15 protein-coding genes, 2 tRNA genes and 1 other RNA gene are annotated in these 19,558 nt (G+C 50.7%); 7 read left to right on the plus strand and 11 right to left on the minus strand.

The features are described 5' to 3' along the window. Positions 1-281: 281 nt before the first annotated feature. Positions 282-362, plus strand: a tRNA-Leu gene (locus ACQ4M4_RS07000). Positions 363-618: 256 nt separating this feature from the next. Here ACQ4M4_RS07000 and ACQ4M4_RS07005 read toward each other — a convergent pair. Continuing rightward, entirely contained in the window at positions 619-1,401 is a 783-nt protein-coding gene (locus tag ACQ4M4_RS07005) for an RNA polymerase sigma factor SigF (RefSeq protein ID WP_430683762.1), read from the minus strand. 266 nt (positions 1,402-1,667) lie between these two features. Between ACQ4M4_RS07005 and ACQ4M4_RS07010 the strand changes: the two genes are divergently transcribed. Next, the gene (locus tag ACQ4M4_RS07010; RefSeq protein ID WP_430683763.1) at positions 1,668-2,201 is read left to right on the plus strand and encodes a tetratricopeptide repeat protein; all 534 of its coding nucleotides are present in this window, start codon (positions 1,668-1,670) and stop codon (positions 2,199-2,201) included. Positions 2,202-2,612: 411 nt separating this feature from the next. Here the strand turns inward: ACQ4M4_RS07010 and ACQ4M4_RS07015 are convergent, their stop codons facing one another. The 5 genes from ACQ4M4_RS07015 to uraD all read right to left on the minus strand — a co-directional run bounded on the left by ACQ4M4_RS07015 (position 2,613) and on the right by uraD (position 10,919). Beyond that, positions 2,613-3,179, minus strand: coding sequence for a universal stress protein (locus ACQ4M4_RS07015; RefSeq protein ID WP_430683764.1), 567 nt, complete (start codon positions 3,177-3,179; stop codon positions 2,613-2,615). A 213-nt stretch (positions 3,180-3,392) separates the two neighbouring features. Beyond that, a complete protein-coding gene (locus ACQ4M4_RS07020) occupies positions 3,393-4,094 on the minus strand; it encodes a Crp/Fnr family transcriptional regulator (protein ID WP_430683765.1) in 702 nt (233 codons plus the stop codon). A 1,195-nt stretch (positions 4,095-5,289) separates the two neighbouring features. Next, positions 5,290-5,684: a transfer-messenger RNA gene (gene ssrA / locus ACQ4M4_RS07025) on the minus strand. 184 nt (positions 5,685-5,868) lie between these two features. Continuing rightward, positions 5,869-9,999 (minus strand): DUF4347 domain-containing protein, encoded by a 4,131-nt coding sequence (locus ACQ4M4_RS07030; RefSeq protein WP_430683766.1) that lies wholly within the window; start codon positions 9,997-9,999, stop codon positions 5,869-5,871. Positions 10,000-10,418: 419 nt separating this feature from the next. Beyond that, entirely contained in the window at positions 10,419-10,919 is a 501-nt protein-coding gene (gene uraD / locus ACQ4M4_RS07035; RefSeq protein ID WP_430683767.1) for a 2-oxo-4-hydroxy-4-carboxy-5-ureidoimidazoline decarboxylase, read from the minus strand. 387 nt (positions 10,920-11,306) lie between these two features. Between uraD and ACQ4M4_RS07040 the strand changes: the two genes are divergently transcribed. Next, a complete protein-coding gene (locus ACQ4M4_RS07040) occupies positions 11,307-12,005 on the plus strand; it encodes a TVP38/TMEM64 family protein (protein ID WP_430683768.1) in 699 nt (232 codons plus the stop codon). Between the two features lie 186 nt (positions 12,006-12,191). Here the strand turns inward: ACQ4M4_RS07040 and ACQ4M4_RS07045 are convergent, their stop codons facing one another. From ACQ4M4_RS07045 to ACQ4M4_RS07060, 4 genes are all read right to left on the minus strand, one after another. Further along, complete coding sequence (locus ACQ4M4_RS07045) at positions 12,192-13,604, minus strand: MBL fold metallo-hydrolase (RefSeq protein WP_430683769.1); 1,413 nt, start codon at positions 13,602-13,604, stop codon at positions 12,192-12,194. Positions 13,605-13,638: 34 nt separating this feature from the next. Further along, positions 13,639-14,091, minus strand: a complete 453-nt coding sequence (locus tag ACQ4M4_RS07050) for a beta-lactamase hydrolase domain-containing protein (RefSeq protein WP_430683770.1) — start codon at positions 14,089-14,091, stop codon at positions 13,639-13,641. A 215-nt stretch (positions 14,092-14,306) separates the two neighbouring features. Next, entirely contained in the window at positions 14,307-15,539 is a 1,233-nt protein-coding gene (locus tag ACQ4M4_RS07055; RefSeq protein ID WP_430683771.1) for a saccharopine dehydrogenase family protein, read from the minus strand. A 34-nt stretch (positions 15,540-15,573) separates the two neighbouring features. Further along, positions 15,574-16,110: a hypothetical protein gene (locus ACQ4M4_RS07060; RefSeq protein WP_430683772.1), complete on the minus strand. Its 537-nt coding sequence runs from the start codon at positions 16,108-16,110 to the stop codon at positions 15,574-15,576. Positions 16,111-16,254: 144 nt separating this feature from the next. On the opposite strand from ACQ4M4_RS07060, the gene ACQ4M4_RS07065 reads away from it, so the two are divergent. Together ACQ4M4_RS07065 and ACQ4M4_RS07070 are read left to right on the plus strand one after the other, a co-directional pair. Continuing rightward, positions 16,255-16,464: a hypothetical protein gene (locus tag ACQ4M4_RS07065; protein ID WP_430683773.1), complete on the plus strand. Its 210-nt coding sequence runs from the start codon at positions 16,255-16,257 to the stop codon at positions 16,462-16,464. After that, complete coding sequence (locus ACQ4M4_RS07070) at positions 16,418-17,083, plus strand: SDR family oxidoreductase (RefSeq protein ID WP_430683774.1); 666 nt, start codon at positions 16,418-16,420, stop codon at positions 17,081-17,083. The genes ACQ4M4_RS07065 and ACQ4M4_RS07070 overlap by 47 nt, the downstream gene beginning before the upstream one ends. A gap of 119 nt (positions 17,084-17,202) precedes the next feature. Here the strand turns inward: ACQ4M4_RS07070 and ACQ4M4_RS07075 are convergent. Then, positions 17,203-17,274 (minus strand) — tRNA-Cys (locus tag ACQ4M4_RS07075). 46 nt (positions 17,275-17,320) lie between these two features. Between ACQ4M4_RS07075 and cpdA the strand changes: the two genes are divergently transcribed. Both cpdA and ACQ4M4_RS07085 read left to right on the plus strand, forming a co-directional pair. Beyond that, entirely contained in the window at positions 17,321-18,178 is an 858-nt protein-coding gene (gene cpdA / locus ACQ4M4_RS07080; protein ID WP_430683775.1) for a 3',5'-cyclic-AMP phosphodiesterase, read from the plus strand. Positions 18,179-18,339: 161 nt separating this feature from the next. Continuing rightward, complete coding sequence (locus ACQ4M4_RS07085; protein ID WP_430683776.1) at positions 18,340-19,515, plus strand: pyridoxal phosphate-dependent aminotransferase; 1,176 nt, start codon at positions 18,340-18,342, stop codon at positions 19,513-19,515. Positions 19,516-19,558 lie beyond the last annotated feature (43 nt).

The following is a 19,558-nucleotide window of genomic DNA, read 5'->3' on the forward strand; positions in this document are numbered from 1 at the left end:
GTTTTTTTCTAGAGGTGTGGTTTTTGGTTGTGGAAGGGGTGCATCGCACCCATTCCACAACCAATAACCACACATGTGAAACACGACCCCCGATTCTCTCAAATTGTAATTCGTTGGATTTTGCGAAACAGTCGCTAAACCCGCATTTCATCCTATGCACTGCGCCACAATCTTCTCTTTGATCTGAATCAAGGGTTGGCGATCGCACCCATTTAGTCTATTCTTAGATCTTGGAGCGAATCGAATCAGTCCCTCTTTGCGATTTTGACTCCCCATTGCGCGCGGATGTGGCGGAATTGGTATACGCGCACGTTTGAGGGGCGTGTGGCTTTGCCTTGCGAGTTCGAGTCTCGCCATCCGCATTGGCTCGTTCAACTCAGTCTCCTAGTTTGAGCAGGTTTCTACTGTAAGAGCCTGCTCAAATTATGCTGGCCTGCGATTTCTCATTGGCCTACATCGCAGTCGCGACATTGAGATGGGTGATCGGCGCTTTTTGCCCAGGGCGATGGCGATCGCTCCAAAAAAACTGGCTAGCTTGTTGAGCTAGCCAGGATAACCACCAAAAGCAATTTGAAAAGAATCGACGCAGGAGCCAACGGTGATACACCGTGGCTAAACCTAAGATGCAGGCTGTTGGGTTTGCACTTGTAAGAAGGTCATCATTTGCTCCATGCCTCGCTGAATACGGCGAGTCACAGTCATGGGGCTAACGCCAATCCGCTCGGCAACCTCTTTGCGCGACATATCGCTGAAGAACACAAATTCGATAGCGGCACGAGTTTTGTCTTCCAGTTGGCTCATGGCTCGCTGCAACTGTTGGCGATCTTCTTCCAGCCGTTGCAAGGCTTGATAGTGGGTATCAGGCAAGGTCTCACCCAAGGTGATTGAAGAGTCAACTTGCTGTACCGTTGCATCCAAGCTGAGAAGCATCCGATTTTTGACCGCCATCCGAATCTCACGCCATTCGTAAACCGAAATCCCCAAGCGCTCGGCGACTTCATCGTCTGTCGGTTGATGGCCCAGTTCTTTCACCATCTCTGTTCGAACTCGTTGCCCCTCTTTTTGAAGATCTTGCCAACGGCGGGGTACTTTAAGAGCACTGCCGCGATCGCGCAAGAAGTGCAGCATCTCACCACGAATGTAGGGCACGGCAAAAGAGCTAAACGCACATCCCTGGCTAGGGTTGAACCGTTCAATTGCTCGGATCAAGCCAAGGTAGCCAATCTGCTCAAGATCTTCGTAGGGCTCAGCACATTGATGGCTAACGCGGTGAGCAATCTTACGAACCAAACCTGCATTCAATTTCACTAGTTGATTGCGAATACCAACGGTGGGGTTTTGTTGGTATGCCATTAACAGTTCCATGCTGCGAGACCGGAGAGAGGATTGTGTAGCCGTCATCTGGGGATACCTGTGCGTCAGATTTAGGCTTATTGTCGGCAGAGATGAGGGGTCATACCATCGTTGATCTACGGGAATGCGTGGGTGTGCCCTTTAGAGTTTCCGCAGAAACACGGACTCTACCTTTGGGCATAGAAAAGGTGGCCGTTTGATTTGTTGCATTCACTACAAAATGCAGGGAGCTTAAGCATACCGACTCAACCGCGATGGTGCTTTCACTTCTGGTGTAGGCTGAAAAGGAGAGCACAATTGCATGATTAAGCGATATGAACGAGACCGCGTTTCCAGTTGTTTATCTAAGCCTTTTGGTAGGGTTGCTCGTGCTTGTGGCAGTCTTCCTGATTCGGCAAGTGCTGAAGACTCGTCGAGTAGAAACACGGCTTAATAATTTGCAAGCCAAGTTGAGCAAAGAAAAGGGAACAGCACAGGAATATTACGAACTCGGCAGTATTTTGCTGGATAAGCGCTTATATTCCCAAGCGATCGCCCAGTTTCAAAAAGCCCTCAAGTCCAAAGATTTGACTGGTGATGAAAATGTTGCGATTCTTTACAATGCGATCGGTTATGCCTACTCCGCCCAAGAGCAATACGACCTGGCAATTCGGCAATACAAAGAAGCCTTAGAAAAGCAGCCCGGCTATGTTACCGCGCTGAACAATATTGGTTTTGCCTACGAGAAAAAGCAGCTAATCGCCCAGGCCGTCGAAGCCTACGAGCAAGCACTAAAATTAGAGCCGAAAAACTCTACAGCTAAGCGCCGTTCAGATTCCTTGCGCAAGCGTCTCGTTCCAACCACCTAGACACCACCGAACCATTAGTTGGCAAAATAAAATTCTTCTAAATCAACAATGCGTTGCTCACAACTTCGAGCGATTTAGCCGAAACGCTTGTTTCAAATTCAGTCCAAATGTTTCCGGTGTCAAAACGCTGACGGCGATTTAATTAATGTTAAGCTAAGCGAAGAGTTTAGACATAAATACAGACAGCGTCTTCAATCCAATTCAAGATGCTGTCTGTATCTGTAAGTACCTCGACGCTATTAAAACCGAGACCTTAGAACTCTATGCCACCCGCACTGCGGGTGGCATAGAGTTCTAAGGTCTCATGATTAATAATGGCTGCTCTAACGCTCCTAAGTAAAGCAGAACTTTACCTTTGTTTAGGGGCACGGATTCTTGGACAAGCTGCCTCAAAATACATCGCTTTACCACTTATTGAACCGCATGAGACGAGGAGAGTTTTGAGGGTGATTCGGCTACATTTGGGGTCGATTTTGTAACGAGTGGAACCGAGAAAGTTTGCGGAGTTTGGATGACGAAAACAGCACAATTGGCATGGTGTAATACATAATTGCTGACGCTGCCCAAGACTGCTTCTGCCAGTCCTTTTCTTCCCCGTCGTCCAACAACAATTAGGTCTGCTCCCCAATGTTGAGCCGCTTGGCAAATTCCCAGACCCGGTTCTTGATGGCGGCAGAGCCATTGGGCCGCAATGCCATGCTCATGCGCTTGCTGAACATAATGCTGAAACATGTCCTGAAGTTGCTGGGTATGCTGCTCCAAATAAATTTGTTGAGATTGGTAGGCTTGGCTAATCATGTGGGACGACAGACCTAGTTCGCCGGGAAGCAGCATGGGACCTGTGGTCATGTCTTGCGTGAGGCAATGAAAGAGCATGAGCTCTGCTTGGTATTTAACCGCTAAGTCCAGAGCTTGCTCAAAGACACTTTGCCCTAATAAAGAATGGTCAATCGCAACAAGAATTTTGGAAATGGCCATTGCATACTCCTGCCTGCCCGGCACAATGCTAAGTCAGCGAGTTGAGAGCAAGACATGTGTGAAGGAGATTCCACATGCTCTCCTTTCACGCTACTGCACTAAGGAGCGATCGCCACATTCTTGCAACAGTCGCTCATATTTCTCTAAAGAACTTTGTTTGCGACACTCCGGGCAAGACAAACATAACGATTGTGAGGACTATCCTTGGGTTGCTTACATCAGCAATCGTTCGAGTTCATCAATATTGGGGATCGTAAGAATGTCACGATCGCGCACGATTAAATTTTTGCGCTCCAGCTTGCTAAGGACGCGGGTTACCGTTTCGCGGGCGAGACCGCTGAGGCTGCTCAGCTCGCGATGGGGTAGGTTTGGAATCTCGATGCCACCCTGAGCTTTTTTGCCCTGCCCGTCGGCTAAAAACAAGAGAATATCAGCAACACGCGATACACTATCTGACTCGCGCAATCGTAGGCGTCGGTTTACCTGGCGCAGGCGACGTGCCATGAGCTGAGCTAGCTTAATGCCCGCTTGAGGCTCAGTTCGCAGCAATTTGACAAAATCCTGGGCTGGCATATTGCCAATCATGGTAGGAACGAGCGTGATCACATCGGTTGAGCGTGGCACTTCATCAAGAGGTGCCATCTCTCCAAACAGCTCACCCTTGCCAATAATGTTGAGTGTGACTTCTTTGCCGTCCAGGTTGTAGGTGCGAATCTTGACCCACCCCTCCAAGATGAAATAGACCGAACTCCCCCAGTCGTTTTCAAGCAAGAGTACTTGATTCGGAGGATGACTGCGAATCACAACTTGAGTAATCGCACTTTCCACAGCTTCAGCAGGCAACCCCTCAAAGAAAGGGGCAGATCGGATCAACGAAGCATCTCTTGTGTCGCGGAGGCTAAACCGATCTTGCATGGAGGGCGTCATAATCCAACAGTTTGGGGGCAGCCTTAGAGAATGCTAAAGATTGCACTCCCAAGGTTTTCCCAAGTCTAGATGCAATCTTAAACTATTTGCGTCGCTGCGTACCGCTTTAGGGTTGAGTTCTTTGGCTATGAGGTGTAAGCACTGCCAAGTGGTTGCTCAGTTCATGGAGAATTTCGTGAAGAAATATGGAGCGTGTGGCGAGCCCAGCTTGCATCAAGACGCAGCTGTCGTTTTTTTGGCTAAGCACAGTTTACCTGCAGAGCAGGTTTGGACCTATCAAACCACTAGGCTGTTGAACGTCTGGTTGGGTTTCACATGTCTAGAACATTCCCGAACGTTTGTGCGAATTGAAGTGTACTGATGGGTCTCAATTGAACCAAAATTAGAGAATGGTGGAATGAAGTTTAAGCTGATTTTTATCCTAAAAGGAGGCTGAAAAGCTGAGAATTTTTAATGCTGAGATTATCTTCATCTAAGCTTTATGACTGAAGGTGAAAATTAAATATATTGGATCGCGATCGCACAACAATTCATGCTCTATAGAGCTGGCTAATCTAAATCGCATGGGTGAACTAATACGTCGCTTTGTAAACTTCAATAACTAATTGTCGAAATTAATAAATTAAATTCGTTTTCATAGAGAAGGGAGAAGGGCGATCGCCCTTCTCCCTTCTCTATGAAGAAACTCTGTATCTCTCTGTCAGCTTGGATTTCGATAATTCTCCTCAGACTGATACTGCTTTGTCCAACAGCGCTCAAGATAATCCATTCGATAGCAATACCAGAATCTTTGAGGGCTCCAGATCATGGGCGATCGCGGATCAAAAAGACGCTGATTCAAAAACTTCCAAACGGGCATAAGAACGGGTTTGTGAGTAAAGTTCATAGGAGAATGTGAGGTGCAATAGAAGCGTCAATGGAGCGATAGGTTCGAGCGTTAGAACTTGATTGATTCTGATCGGCAATGATGCTGGACAGAACAATATATTAGTACTTCGCCCATTTCTTTAGATGAATTAAATTAATGCTGTGTCGGTTGTAGTCCAATTCAGCTCATCCAAGATCATCTTTCCCACTCCGCCACCAAATCTCGCACTTCCATTCAAGAAATTGTCATCAAATACACATCAAAAAAGGGAGTGCGATCGCACTCCCTTTTTTGACTACAAGTCTTGAACTGTATAAGTGGAGCTGAGGAGAGTCGAACTCCTGTCCGCCTTGGGTATTAGTATCCCATTCATTCACAGGTTTAGCTTCTCTTACCCTCGAAGCGGGAACCGACACTTATCCCTGTCGGTGGGATTCTTTAGTAAAGTCTTAACTAGCAGCTGACTAAAGGCAGGCTACTAGAGCATCCGTTGGGGTTAAGTCTGTAGCCCTTAACGGAGTCAAACTACAGACGCTCGAACCTAAGAGAGGTTTTTTTAGGCGGCAGCAACAGCTACGCGCTTACGAGCAAAAGGAACGATGTTGTTCGCAGTTACGTTTTGTTTGAGCCATTGATTTACGAGAGTTAGCCCGCTCTCGACCTGCATCACAAGATAGTGTTCGCCAAAACGTCGAAACCGGTACAGCCCCGCGTTTAGGTTATGAACTCATTATAGTCAATCTCAGAGAGATATGGAGCAGGACTTTGGGGGGCAGCGTTACCAAGCTACTCTCTCGGCGGTGATAGAGTTGTAGCCCAACGATCGCTTGACCGACGCTTGACCGAGTCCATAGCTTACCTGTGAACGAGGGAGTGGGTGAACGCTTGCCTTGTTTAGTTGGCTCCACTGTAGCCAGTGCCGCGCTGGAAGAGCACGTCATCATCCACAACAGTTACCACGGCAACCGGCACATCGGTATAGGCTCCCAAATGGCTAAAGCCGATGATAGACAACGAGAGCGATCGCTCCAGGTTGTTCGTCGTATTGCCCAACAGCGTCAGCGGTACCCAGGCCGTCGTTTGCCCCGCCGCAAACCCAACCGTCACTAACTGGCCCACATAGTCCACCCCGGCGATCGCCGTGCCCCCCGTCAACCGCACCTGCACCGCACTGGCAAACGCCACATTGCCCGTCCGCACCACCGGAATCAGCACCGTGTTTTGCTGATTGCCCTCCGGCACCCGGAAGCTGGATGCCCCAAAGTTGTAGGCCGTCATCGCATCATCATTCACAACCTGAGCTACCCGTCGCCATGCACTGGGGTTGATAGCGCCATTCACCGGATTGGCTAACTGCACAAAGAAGGTCTCATTCCCCTCATAGCGAACATCCCCATTGACGGCCACCGTCACCGTCTGCTGAGTCATGCCAGGAGTAAAGGTCAGCCGGGTGGGTGCCACTCGGCGGTAGTCGCCATTGCCCACCGTCGCGGTGCCATCCACCGTGGCGTAGTTCACCGTCACCGCCTGGTCGCTGGCATGGGAGAGTGAAACCCGGTAGCTCACCAACCGAGTTCCCGAATTGCCCTCCGCAACGGAATTTTGAATGGGAGTGAAGGAAATGATGGGGTCATTGGCTGCAATCGTCAGGTTGGCAGCCTTGGCAATTGGATTGAGCGCATAGCTGCCAGGCACCAGCGTAATGCGAATGGTTTCGCCCAGTTCACTCAGGGTATCGTTGATGGGGTTGATGACCACATCGACAAAGGATTGACCAGCGGCGATCGTGGCGACGCCAGAGAGGGGAGTATAGTCGATGCCGTTGGTGGCGGTTCCGCCGATGAGGTACTTGACGCTGAGGGGTTGCGAGAGATTGCCCGCGCGGCGAATGCGGAACTTGCCAGAGTTTGGAATGTGCTCGTTGACGATGCCATCAGGTACCCCCAGCGACACCACAGGAGCGTCAAGAATATTGACAGTAGCGGTATTCTGGGTGGCACCGACCGCGTATTGACCGTTTGCCAACCTCAACACTACCGATTCATTTCCTTCTGATACTGCATCCAGGATGGGATTGATGTTGATGTCTACGAAGGTTTGTCCGTTGGGAATGGTGACAGAGATGCGGTTCCCAGAAACTGTCACGTTATTGCTAAAGCGGTAGTCGCTGAGCGAGGCTGTGCCTGCTAGTGTCAGGTTAACGGTCAAGCTACCAACGGTTGTATCCCGTGTGATGCGGAAAGTGCCTCTGTTCCCTGGTATTTCGGTGGCGATCGCATCTGTAGCCACAATTTGCACCTGGGGTAAGGTGGCTTCGTACGCCCCAATATCAATGGTGCCGTACAAAATACGGGTAACCCCGCGCTGATCCACAACAGCACTCACTCCGGTGTTGTTGCCTGCGTTGATGGCTTGGCTGGTGGGCAACAGGGCATGGGTTTGGGTCGAGCCACCGTTGTTTGCTAGCGGAGCCAAATTGGGATTTACTGGAGCGGCGATCGTTCCGACAATGCTGCCGTTGACTCCATTGACTACGCCTGTGCTGCCATTGCTCCTGCCAACCAGGTTATTGCCTCCGTTAATGAACGCTCCTGCCAAATCGGGAGCAGCGGTATTGAGATTGGTCGCAACAATTGTATTTCTAAGGGTAACCGTCCCTTCAACAATCGAGATACCGCCACCAACGCCAGTCGTGGCTGTGTTGTTGGCGACTGTAACATTCGTTAGCGTGGTCTTGGGAACAACGGAACTCGTATTTTCTCTGTTGTAAACACCACCGCCATTTTCGGCACTGTTTCCGCTAATGGTGCTGTTGGTGATATTGGTTGTGGCAGCATTGCTGATGCCACCGCCACTTTTTGCGGTATTGCCGCTAACGGTACTGCGATTAAGGGTAAGCGTTCCGCTGAAGACGCTGATGCCACCGCCGACAATAGACGTATTGCCTGCAATCGTACTGTCTGTAACGGTCATGATTGAGACAATGCTCTCGTTTTGGAGACCACCTCCATCTTGTTCGCTGATGTTGTTGCGAATGATGCTGTTATTGACAGCGAGGATGCCATAATTGCTGACGCCGCCACCAAATAACGATGCGCGATTGTTGCGTATGGTTACATTGTTGAGGGTCAAGTTACCAGCGTTGTTGATGCCGCTACCAAATAAGCTGCGACCATTGGCAACGGTGAAGTCGTTGAAGTAAGCCCTGTTGCCAATGGTGACATCGAAAATTCGAGATGCGTTGTTACCGCTGATAATGAGACGATTTGCTCCAGTGCCATTGATGTAAAGGGTGCTGTTAATTTGCAACTGGCCGCTGGTGAGAGTAATGATGTCGGTTGTGGCGTCGGTAAAGGTTGCTCCCGCAAAGGTTATCGTGTCTGCCCCTGCGATCGCATTGGCGTTTAGGATTGCCTGTCGTAGTGAGCCTGTGCCGCTATCGTTGGTGTTGATAACAACAAAGCCATTTTGGGTAATGCTGATGGCGGCATTGGCATTGGTGCCAATTGTGTAACTGCTGTCGGTTGTCAGATTGAGCTGTAAAGTCTCGGTTGCTTCGGCAAAGCTCAAGGCTTCAGCGATCGCCCCCATGGATACGCTGACTGAAGTTTGCCCATTGGGAATGGTGACCGTTAGGCTGTTGCCCGAGATAGAAACGCTGCCCCCACTCAGGGTATAGTCTGTGGTGGAGGCTGTGCTGCTGCCATCAATCGTGAGGTTAATCGTGAGATCTCCACTGGTGTCGGCTCCGCGAGAGATCACAAAACTGTCAGTTGTACCTTCGGCGATCGCAGCGGTCGATGAGGTGATGGTAACTTCGGGAAGGGTGGGACTGGGCGATCGCAAACTGTCAATCCATGTCGTGTTGTCGCCGCCATTGCCAAGGCCGGGAGTAACGGTGCTGCTGTTGGCCGCGGATTGAGTCCAGTTTACGGCTGTTGCAACTCCTGCTGCACTGTTCCCTGTATAGTAAACAGCTTGGTTTGCGACGGGTCTTAACAAGCCTGTGAATGCGCCGCTATTGGTTTGATCCCAATCGTGAACAATGGCTGAAGCACTATTACTTAAGACTGGATTATCTGTGGCGGTGGCATTGGCAAAGCCCTGCCAGCCAACCCCTACGGTGAATAGGGTGGCGTTGCTATGCGGGGTAATGATTGTAAAGTTGTCATCTGCAAAATTTGTATCATCTGCTGGCAGAATAGTGTCGCGATCGCCGTCATTATAGATAACAATCAGTGTGCCTGCGGCCACAGAGGCCCATTCGTTCACGTTGGCAAAGGTGAAATATGGCGAGGCGGCATTCCCATCGATAAACGTCCATCCCCGCAGATCGGTTGTTTCGGTAACCAGCAATTCCACCCATTCTCTGAGGCCGCCGTTTCCATGCGACCACTCATTGATCACAACGCTGAGGGTATGGCGATAGGCTTCGGTTGCGGAAAGGGCCAAGGGGCTGTCTGCTGCGATCGCTCCAGTGGCAAACTCGAGCACCCAATCCCCGTTATGGGTGGCGCTGCCAGTCAAGTTTTCGGAAGCGGCAACATCGGCTCCGGTGAGTTGGCTGAGGGCTGCAACAAAGGACTTGCCCTGCTCCGTTGCCGCAACGTTGCATCCGTATAGCAGAATGTCGGCATCGTGAGTGAGAGCTTGGCTCCATTGCTGAAGCTGGGGGGCATAGCTGTCCAGGTTGCGGCCTGTTAGCCAATCCCGTCCCACTTGCAGCCCACCGTCTACTCCATGCGACACAATGTGGATGCTGCCAATACCCGACTGATTCTGTAGAGCCTGGGTAATTTGGGCGATCGCATCATGTTCGGGTGTCAGTACATAAACCTGAGTTCCAGCGGCAACTCCAGCGATCAAACTTTGGTAATGATCTACCCGAGAATCGATGAACAGCAGAGATGGAGCGGCTGAAACACGGAGGTTGTTTAAAGTAGGAACAGGGAGCAATGCAGATTGAGGTACGAGGCCATCGGTGGGAACGTTCTCAACCCCTCCAACCTGCCCAGATGAAGACATGGGAATAAAGCTCCGGATGATAGATAGTAAAAGGCTGGGATAGATTCAGCTCAATTGATTGAATTAAAGTGTTGCTGATCGGTTCTTGTCTCAAACCCGTAGGCCTACTGAAGTAACTCGAAAAATGCTGAGAAATTTCCGTAAAAATGCGGTGCAAGATCCGTCGGAACTCCGAAAAATCTAGCAGCCCCAGATTTGGCGAGAATTTAACCAGAGTCTCAACTTTAAAGATAGGATAATTATTTTTGATCAGAGCAATAAGGATGTAGATGCTCATGGCTTAAGGATGCTGTGAATTATCCATTTGCGACAGTTCGGATATGGTAGACAGAATCATCGGTATAACGCAGAGCGATCGCTTTTGGGAATGCGATTCTGATGCAGCCACCGAATTCTAGCTACTACTATCACCATCGCTATTATGAATTGATGAGTGCATCTAGCCGCATTCGAGTGATGTGGGCAATTTCGGATAAGGCCTGCTGAATTTCAGAGTTGACCGAATGGTTGAGCCGTTCTTGAAATGCTTGCAAGATGCTGTCTTTTGTATGGTTTCTCACCGCAACAATGAAGGGGAAACCAAATTTCTCTTTGTAGGCTTGATTGAGGTTTTGGAATAACAAAAATTCTTGGGGGGTTAATCGGTCTAATCCTGCCCCCGCTTGCTCTTGTACCGAAGCCTCTGCCATTTTGGCTTTGCTTCCCAAGTCGGGATGCGCTCGAATGAGGGCGATCTGGCCGGGTTGCCCCATCGCATAAACCACCTGCATCATGTGTTCATGCAGGTGGGCTACATCGTGATATGGACGAGCTTCCCAAGCTTTGTGTGCGATCGCAGGGGTTTCTTCAAATACATTCCCCAATGTTTCCACAAATTTATCTTGGCTCATCTGGTTAATGTCTTGAATGGAATATGACATCACAAATATACGTTTGAATAGGGTTTACTTTGATTTCAAGCTCAATCATGCAATGTGAGTTAGGCTGAGCGTTTGTATCTCTTCCTAGGTCTCCGGTGCAAATGGCCATAACATGTTGAACAGCCTGATTTGGGGCATTGCTTAATTCGGCTATGAAATTTGTTTTGAGAGACATGCTCCGTCTCTCAGAACAAATTTCATAGCTATAATCAGCAACGCCTGATTTAGCTGTCGATTTTAACCCTATGAATGATGTGGGGATATGTCAATCCATACACAATAAATTAAAAAAATGGCTGAGTTTCAACAGTTTGACGTTTGGGTACTGTTTGGCTTTTGGTTCTCTAGCAGACTCATCAGAGTCCACAAAAATTCTGGCTGTTGCAGATGAAACATCCACGACGAAAACGCCACTTGCTCAATCGGCAAAATGCGATCGCGTTGATCGTGCTTCTGCTGTGTCTAGGGCTAACGGGCTGGCTGTGGGCTCAGTCAGAATGGAACATCTTTTCTGCAGAAGGTTTAGAGCAAGCCATTCAAAGCTGGGGTTGGCACGGAGTCTTTGTTTACATTGCTGTTTTAACGCTATCGGTCGTTGTGAGCCCGCTTCCGAGTGCGCCTTTGGCTGTCGCGGCAGGCATGGTGTGGGGGCCTGTATTAGCGGGAATCTACAGCGTGATTGGTGGCTTTTTGGGCGGTTTGTTAGCATATTTTATTGGCTATACGTTGGGGCGTTCTGCCGTTCGTCGCCTAACGGGAAAGCTCATTTACTTTTCTAAGGATCGAGGAGAAGTTTATTTGGGATGGGTTATTTTTATGACTCGGCTACTTCCGGTTCTTTCTTTTGATTTGATTAGCTATGGAGCTGGGATGGCTGGCCTGTCATTGCCAATATACGTTATGGCAACGTTGTTTGGTATGATTCCATCTACGTTTTTGCTAACGTTTTTAGGATCAGTATTAACGATTAATTTTTATATTGCTGCGATTCTGTCAAGTCTATTCCTAGTAGTATTGGTTGGGTTGCCGTATGGAATTCATCGATATAACTGGTTTGGTATGCAGGACATTATTCATATTGAGTAATTTCTTTGAGTCATTTCTACATTTAGGCGATCGCAACAGGCGTAAACTCACTTGATATTTCTGATGTAGCAGCTGATTCTAAACCTGACGTGGAATTCAGTTGGGGTTGGGGAATGGACCGATGGTGTGATGGATAGGCCGCCAGAAAGTGGATTTTCTAAGTTGGCGGCCTGGTGCGATCGCCCGTTATGCGGTTGTGAGAGTGGGTTCGGGTTGCTGTACTGGCAGCTTGGCTGCTTTCCAGGCATTCCATGAGCCAGGAACATTCATGACCTGCTCGAATCCATGCTGTTGCAGCAGACTGGCAGCAATCGACGCGCGGTATCCGCTACCGCAGTAAGTTGCAATGATGTGATCTTTATCTAACTCATCTAAATGTTGAGTCAGATGAGGTACGTAAATGTGTTTTGCTCCAGGTACTTTGCCGTGTTGATATTCATCATCCCCACGTACATCAAGAACCGTAACATTGGCTTGATGTCGATATTCGTTGAGTTCATGTACCGTCCACTCGCCGGTGTGTTCTAGTGGTAAGCCTGCATTCTGCCAAGAGGTCATGCCATTGTGCAAATATCCAATCACGTTGTCATAACCAATGCGAAATAACTGCTGTGAAGCAAGCGTGACACCACGTTCACTTTCTAAGACCAGCAATATCTTGTGTTCAGGATCAATCATCCACCCAATCCAGTTGGGAAATTCGGGTCGCAGTGCGATATTGATGGCTCCGGGAATGTGACCGCCACCAAATGCAAGAATAGAACGAGCATCAATCACGATGGTGTTGTCTTCTTGCATGCGCTGCTGAAACTCTTGCGGCGAGAGCGGTGGCAAAATGGGTACATCTCCCTTAATCGGTGCGCCTTTGGCGTTGACTTTTTTGAGCCGAGCATAATGGCGCGGTGGCTCTGGCATTTCGCTCATAATCCACTCGACAAATTCGGCTTCGGATCGCTCTTTGAACGCTGGGCTAAAGATCCGTTCGTTGCCAATGGTGCTTTGGCGGCGATCGCCAATAGACTTACCACAGGATGACCCAGCACCGTGAGACGGGTAAACCTCGATGCGATCGCCCAAGGGAAGGAATTTGTGAAATAAAGACTGGTAGAGTGCTGCCGCGAGTTTGCGTTCTGTGCCGCCACCCATCAGATCTGGCCGACCAACATCCAGGTTAAACAGCGTGTCTCCGGTGAAAATGCCAAAGGACTCTTGCCCTTGCTTGGCGTCGGAGATCAGAAATGAGACATGTTCTGGCGTATGACCTGGGGTATGGAGTGCCCGCAGCGTTACGTTACCCAGATGCAACTCATCGCCCTCCGTTAACTGATGCAGCTCAAACTGGTAGTCATCACTTTTGCCTCCGTAAATGGGAGCACCCGTGCGCGCCTTTAGCTCGTGTGCACCTGAAACAAAATCCGCATGAATGTGAGTTTCCAGAATGTGGGTAATGCGAACGCCTAATTCGCGCGATCGCTGCAGGTAAACATCGACATCGCGGCGAGGATCGATGACGGCAACCACGCCAGCTTTGTCGTCTCCAACCAGGTACGATAAATGCGCTAATCCTTCTGAGTTAATTTGTTCTAAAACAAGAGCCATGGGTTTGCTCCTAAGCGATTTGCTCCTAAATTGTTCAACTGGCTTGGTGATGTTGCTTGATGTAGTGTTGAAAAAACTGCTTCATACGCGGGCTGGCATCGCAGTTGAATCCATGCTGCTGCCCCATCTCCATGGCTTGCTCGGCAGAGAGACCCTGGCGAGTTGCCACATGCATAAGCGCGATCGCCCCCGAACGCAGGCCACTCTTGCAGTGGATCAGCACGGGTTTGGGAAGTTGGTCAATCGACTGCAGCACCTGATCCGCCAGCTCCTCGGTGATGCGGTCGGGGCTGACCGGAATGTTGGCGTACTCCAGCCCAGTGGCTTGGGCCTGTGCTGGCTCTCCATGCCAAAATCCATCTTCCTGAGGCGATCGCAGGTTTAGGACCGATTGAATGCCTTGATGTGCGCCCTGCTGCAACTGTTCGGTTGTGGGTTGGCCCATTGCAACCGTCATTTGCTCGGTGATTGGTTGAGTTCCTTCCATGCCGTATCCTGTGAACCACTTATTACTAAATTGCCATCTGGGAATATAATGGCATCTAACTTTGGGCAGGGTTTTGGGCAAAAGGCAGGGTGATGTTCTAGCCATGTACAACACAACCGATATCCCAGCAGAGGACAACACGTTTTGGGGAGATGCGGCGGAAGTTCTGCTGTTCAGACGATTCTGTTGTAAGGGGATGTTTCATTCGGTAATGCTCAATTCAAGGTCACGCTTAGGGTCATTCCGGTTTGGCGCAGGCGCTCAGCCAAAACATCGCCCAGGCCGGTCGCCGGGGTCAAGATGCCGCCCCGCGTTGGCCCACCGGGTAGCTCGTGGCTATGGAGGGCTAGGCTTAGGGCTGATTCGCACACAAACTTAACGGTTGCGCGATTGCCTGGATCGCCCTGGTCGCGGATGATGCCTCGTGCCTTGCGTCCATCGCTGCTGGTGCCCATCACTTCGCAAATAAACCACCCCTCGTTCATAGTTTGCTCGGATGGACCACTGCCGGGTTGGGGCAACAGGGGCTGCATGAGCGATCGCAGGGCGGGTTGCTGCAACATTCCCATAAATACCCCCAAACCGGCTGTTACGCCCGCTGCCTTGACCCAGGAAAACGGCTCATCCAGTTTGAAATACTCCTGATAGGTAAAGTTGGGGCCGTAGGGTTCTTGCCACTGCTCATACAGCGCGCTGCTGCGCCGCACAATGCGTGTGTTGACAGGCCCCATAAAGAAGGGAGCCGCCCAGGTGTTGAGGTCGGGGGCGAAGGTGGGAGATTGGGGATCGCGGTTGGCTTCCCATTGGGGAGAGGATTGTCCTTGAGTCCGAAACTCGGGCGGGTTCAGCAAAAAGGGATCGTTGAACTGATCGGTGTCAGTGGAGTCGTAAAGATTGACAGCAGATGCCAGAGTGCCGCCATTTAAACCGCCGTATGCCTGAAAATAGGCTTTCACATCTTGGCAATCAGTGCCCCAGTCTCGCTGCATAGTGCGCACAACCAAGTACGTACCCAAATCGGAAGGCACCGAGTCAAAGCCACAGCAGGGAATGATGCGGGTGCATGTGGCGGCGGCTTGGGCGTGGTAGCGATCGATCAGCGTTTTGACCCAGGGAATTTCTCCAGTAATGTCTACGTAGTGGGTGTTGTGGCGAACGCAGGCATCGACCAGGGTGTTGGCATACAGCGCAAAGGGGCCAGCGGTGGTGAGCATCACTCTGGTTTGGGCGGCGATCGCATCCACAGCAGCTTGATCGGCACTATCGGCAACGAGCACATCAACCCATACCCCAACCTTGGCTCGAACGGCCTCTAGCTTTTGGGGATTGCGTCCGGCGATCGCCCAGCGCAGGTTGGCGGGTGCATGGGTGGCGAAGTATTGCACCGTTTGCCTGCCGACAAAGCCGCTGGCACCGTACAGCACAACATCATAAGTTCGATCAACCATTGGCGAAATCGTCCTAAAGTTGGAGCATTCCCATTCACATTAACGTTAACTGGGTGATCCGTTTCTCTTCCACTTGAGAGATAAATTCTGGTTTGAGATGGCGAAAGGTGAGGTTGTATCGCGGTGTGGAAATGGGCACTGCTTTATGCAGCAGTTTGGTGTTCATCCGTATCACCATTCCATCGGTGAGGGTGTGTCGTTGTTCTCCCAATTCGTAATCGCGCTCGTAATACACGGCTTCGCCCAGGTTCACCATAACGGCGGTGCCTACAAAATGGCCGTGGTCTCGGTGCCAGTGAATGGTGGTGTCGCCGCCACACACCAGCAGGCTGTGCCATCCCGGTAGCAGGCGATCGCCCAAGGCTCGAATGCGATCGCCCGGATCAGCTGCTTGTACAAGCTTGGCGCGACCTTTGGCAATGGATTGCAGGTTGGAGGCAATGCCAAAACACTTGACCCGGCGATTTGGCGCATAGCGGCTGCGCAAAGCCGTTTCCGACAGGGGCACGTCCTCTACCCATTGCCACAGCTCAGCCAATGCCGATCCTTGAATGTGTCCTAAAATTTCCATCCCATAGACCCGATGCCGTTGAATGAGGTGCGATTTCAGCCCACCTACCCTTCTCTAAACAAGCTAGTTCTTTGCATGAGTGCATAAGCCTGACTTTGGGGCGAGTGATGTAAGTTTGCTCATGGCAGAATCGTGGCGATGATCATGGCTATGTCTATTCTCATGCCAATTTCCACGTTTTTGGAATTGGCTGGTGTGGCGTCTTGCCCTATCGCTTGCAGCAATGCTCATCAAGCGTTAAGTTCCATTCATGGCTGCGATCGCGATCGCAGTATAACCCTGTTGCGAGTAGGAGATGGAAGGAGCGATGGCAACTTACCTAGTAACCGGAGCGAATCGAGGCATTGGCTATGAGTATTGCCGCCAACTGCAAGCGCGAGGAGAAACCGTGATTGCAGTCTGTCGCCAAGCCTCGGATGAACTGAAGCAACTGGGGGTACAGGTACAGGAGGGCATTGATATTACATCGGATGCGTCGGTAGCAGAGTTGCGATCGCGCTTGGGTGACCAATCGATTGCGGTGCTAATCAACAACGCAGGCATTCTCCATCGCGTCACGTTAGAAGAGCTGGATTTTGACAGCATTCGCCAACAGTTTGAGGTGAATGCACTGGGGCCGCTGCGGGTGACGCATGCCCTGCTCCCCAATTTAGAGGCAGGCTCCAAGGTGGTGATGATGACCAGCCGCATGGGGTCAATTGAAGACAATACGTCTGGCAGTTCCTATGGCTATCGCATGTCGAAGGTGGCGCTATCCATGGCGGCAAAATCGCTGTCGCATGACCTAAAGCCACGCGGCGTTGCCGTTGCCATTTTGCATCCCGGATTGGTGCAAACCCGTATGACGAACTTCACCTCTAGCGGCATTACCCCCGAGGCTGCCATTAAAGGACTACTCGCCCGCATTGATGAGCTAACTCTGGAGAACACAGGCACTTTCTGGCATTCCAATGGAGAAGTGCTGCCCTGGTAGTTACAAACGATGCATTGCTTTTTGCGAAAAATCGTTTACAAAAGAGTAATTTGCCTCTCATATTTCTTGCTCAGCGCAACAAATGTGACACCAGAGCAAAATAGCGTGACGGCTGACAAAGGCGCCACCCAGATTCGAACTGGGGAATGGAGGTTTTGCAGACCTCTGCCTTACCACTTGGCTATGGCGCCGCTTCAGCCAACTATCATAGCATCTTCTGAGGAGGAAGAGGCAACTTTGCCAGGATGCTGTTGGATTGTAGGCAAACGCGATCGCCCATCCCTGCCGCGATCGCACAGCGATATAATTCTGGATAGAGTTTTGGCGGTGGATATGGGGTCAGCATTGGTAGCGCAGCTTACGGATACGCACCTATTTGCCGAGAGCGATCGCCAAATGAAAGGAGTCACCACAGCCCACACCTTCGAGGCCGTTGTGCGCCAAGTGGCCCAGCTCGTTCCCCAGCCCGACCTGCTGCTGCTGACCGGAGACCTCACCCAAGACGAGACTGTGGAATCTTACCAGCGGTTGCAGTCTGCCCTTGTACCCTTGGGCATTCCAACCCACTGGATTCCTGGGAATCACGATATTCCAGAACTGATGGCCAGTACGCTGGTGCAAGCGCCATTTTCGGCGGCAAAGCAGGTTGAGATGGCAGGATGGTCGATTGTCATGCTGAACTCGGCAGTGCCGGGGCAAACGGCGGGGCGCTTATCGGCGGTGGCCTTGGGGGAGTTGGAGCACCGATTATCGGCTGTGAGCGATCGCCCAACCCTCGTAGTGCTGCACCATCCCCCCTTGCGCATTGAGTCGGAGTGGATGGATGAAATTGGATTAGAGAATAGCGACGAATTTTTGGCCGTGATCGATCGCCATGCCCACGTCAAACTGGTGGTGTTTGGGCATATTCACCAAGCCTTTAGCACCGAGCGCAACGGCGTGCGGTATGTGGGCACCCCTTCGACCTGTGTGCAGTTCAAGCCCAAAAGCCGCGACTTGGAAATTGATGAGAAACTGCCAGGATTCCGGCTGATTTCGCTAGGAGATGACGGGCAATTTGAAACACAGGTGCATCGTGTGGTTTCTCTCCGTTGAATGATGATGCGCCTCCATGCCGACTTTTTCCCAAGTTTGTAGGATGGTTGTTTGAGTGAGGTAATTGTTGGGAAAACGGTTTACCGTGCTGCTGTCATAACCCATTGTTTGCCACAAACCATGACTCCAGATGGGCAACCCGTGTGCGATACAACCGATAGATGGGGCAGGCCAAAGTGATTGAAAGTGCGCGAATTCAGGCGGTACAGTCGCCCATTATTCCGGTGGTGGGTGAGCTAATTCGCCAGCATCCGGGGACGATTTCGCTGGGGCAGGGCGTGGTGTATTATCCGCCGCCCCCGCAAGCAATGGAGCAGGTGACGCAGTTTTTTGCCGAGCCAGAGTACAACAAATATCAATCGGTTCAGGGCATTGCGCCCTTGCAAGCGGCGATCGCCACCAAGCTCCAAACCGAAAACGGCATTGCCCTGTCGGAGCGCAACTGTATTGTGGTGACGGGGGGCAGCAATTTGGGGTTTGTGAATGCGCTGATGGCAATCGCCGATATGGGCGATGAAATTATTTTGCAAACGCCGTATTACTTTAACCATGAAATGGCGATCGCCATGGCGGGTTGTCGCGCTGTCTTGGTGCCCACGGATGAACACTATCAGTTGCAATTAGATGCGATCGCCCAGGCGATGACTCCACGCACCAAAGCGATCGTCACCATTTCGCCCAATAATCCCACGGGAGCCGTGTACTCTGCCGAGTCCCTAAAAGCGGTGAATCAACTCTGCCAATCGCACGGAATTTACCACATTTCCGATGAAGCCTACGAGTACTTTGTGTATGACGATGCGCAGCATGTCTCGCCCGCATCGATTCCCCAAAGTGAAGACTACACCATCTCGTTATTTAGCCTATCCAAAGCCTATGGATTTGCCAGTTGGCGCATTGGATATATGGTGCTTCCCACTCACCTGCTCACAGCAGTCAAAAAGATTCAAGATACGATTTTGATCTGTCCGCCAGTGGTGTCGCAATGGGCCGCAGTTGGGGCATTGCAGGCAGGGCGGCATTACTGTCTGGAGAAACGAGGAGCGATCGCCCACATGCGCGAAAGTGTGCTGCAAGAGTTGTCGAAGATATCAGAAATTTGCACGGTTCCACCCGCACTCGGAGCATTCTATGTGTTGCTGAAGGTGAACACTGCCATGAACGCAAATGAGATGATGGAACGATTGATCCGTGAATATGGGGTTGCCGTAATTCCAGGAACAACATTTGGATTGGAAACAGGATGCTACTTGCGCGTTGCCTATGGTGCTTTGCAACTGAATACGGTACAAGAAGGTATGAATCGATTGCTGAACGGATTAAAGAACCTTGCATAAAGTACACTAGATCTTGAGCTTTGGATGCTTACGTGTGGTGAGC

Source organism: Leptolyngbya sp. AN02str, from assembly GCF_050565595.1.
Lineage (GTDB): Bacteria > Cyanobacteriota > Cyanobacteriia > Elainellales > Elainellaceae > Kaiparowitsia.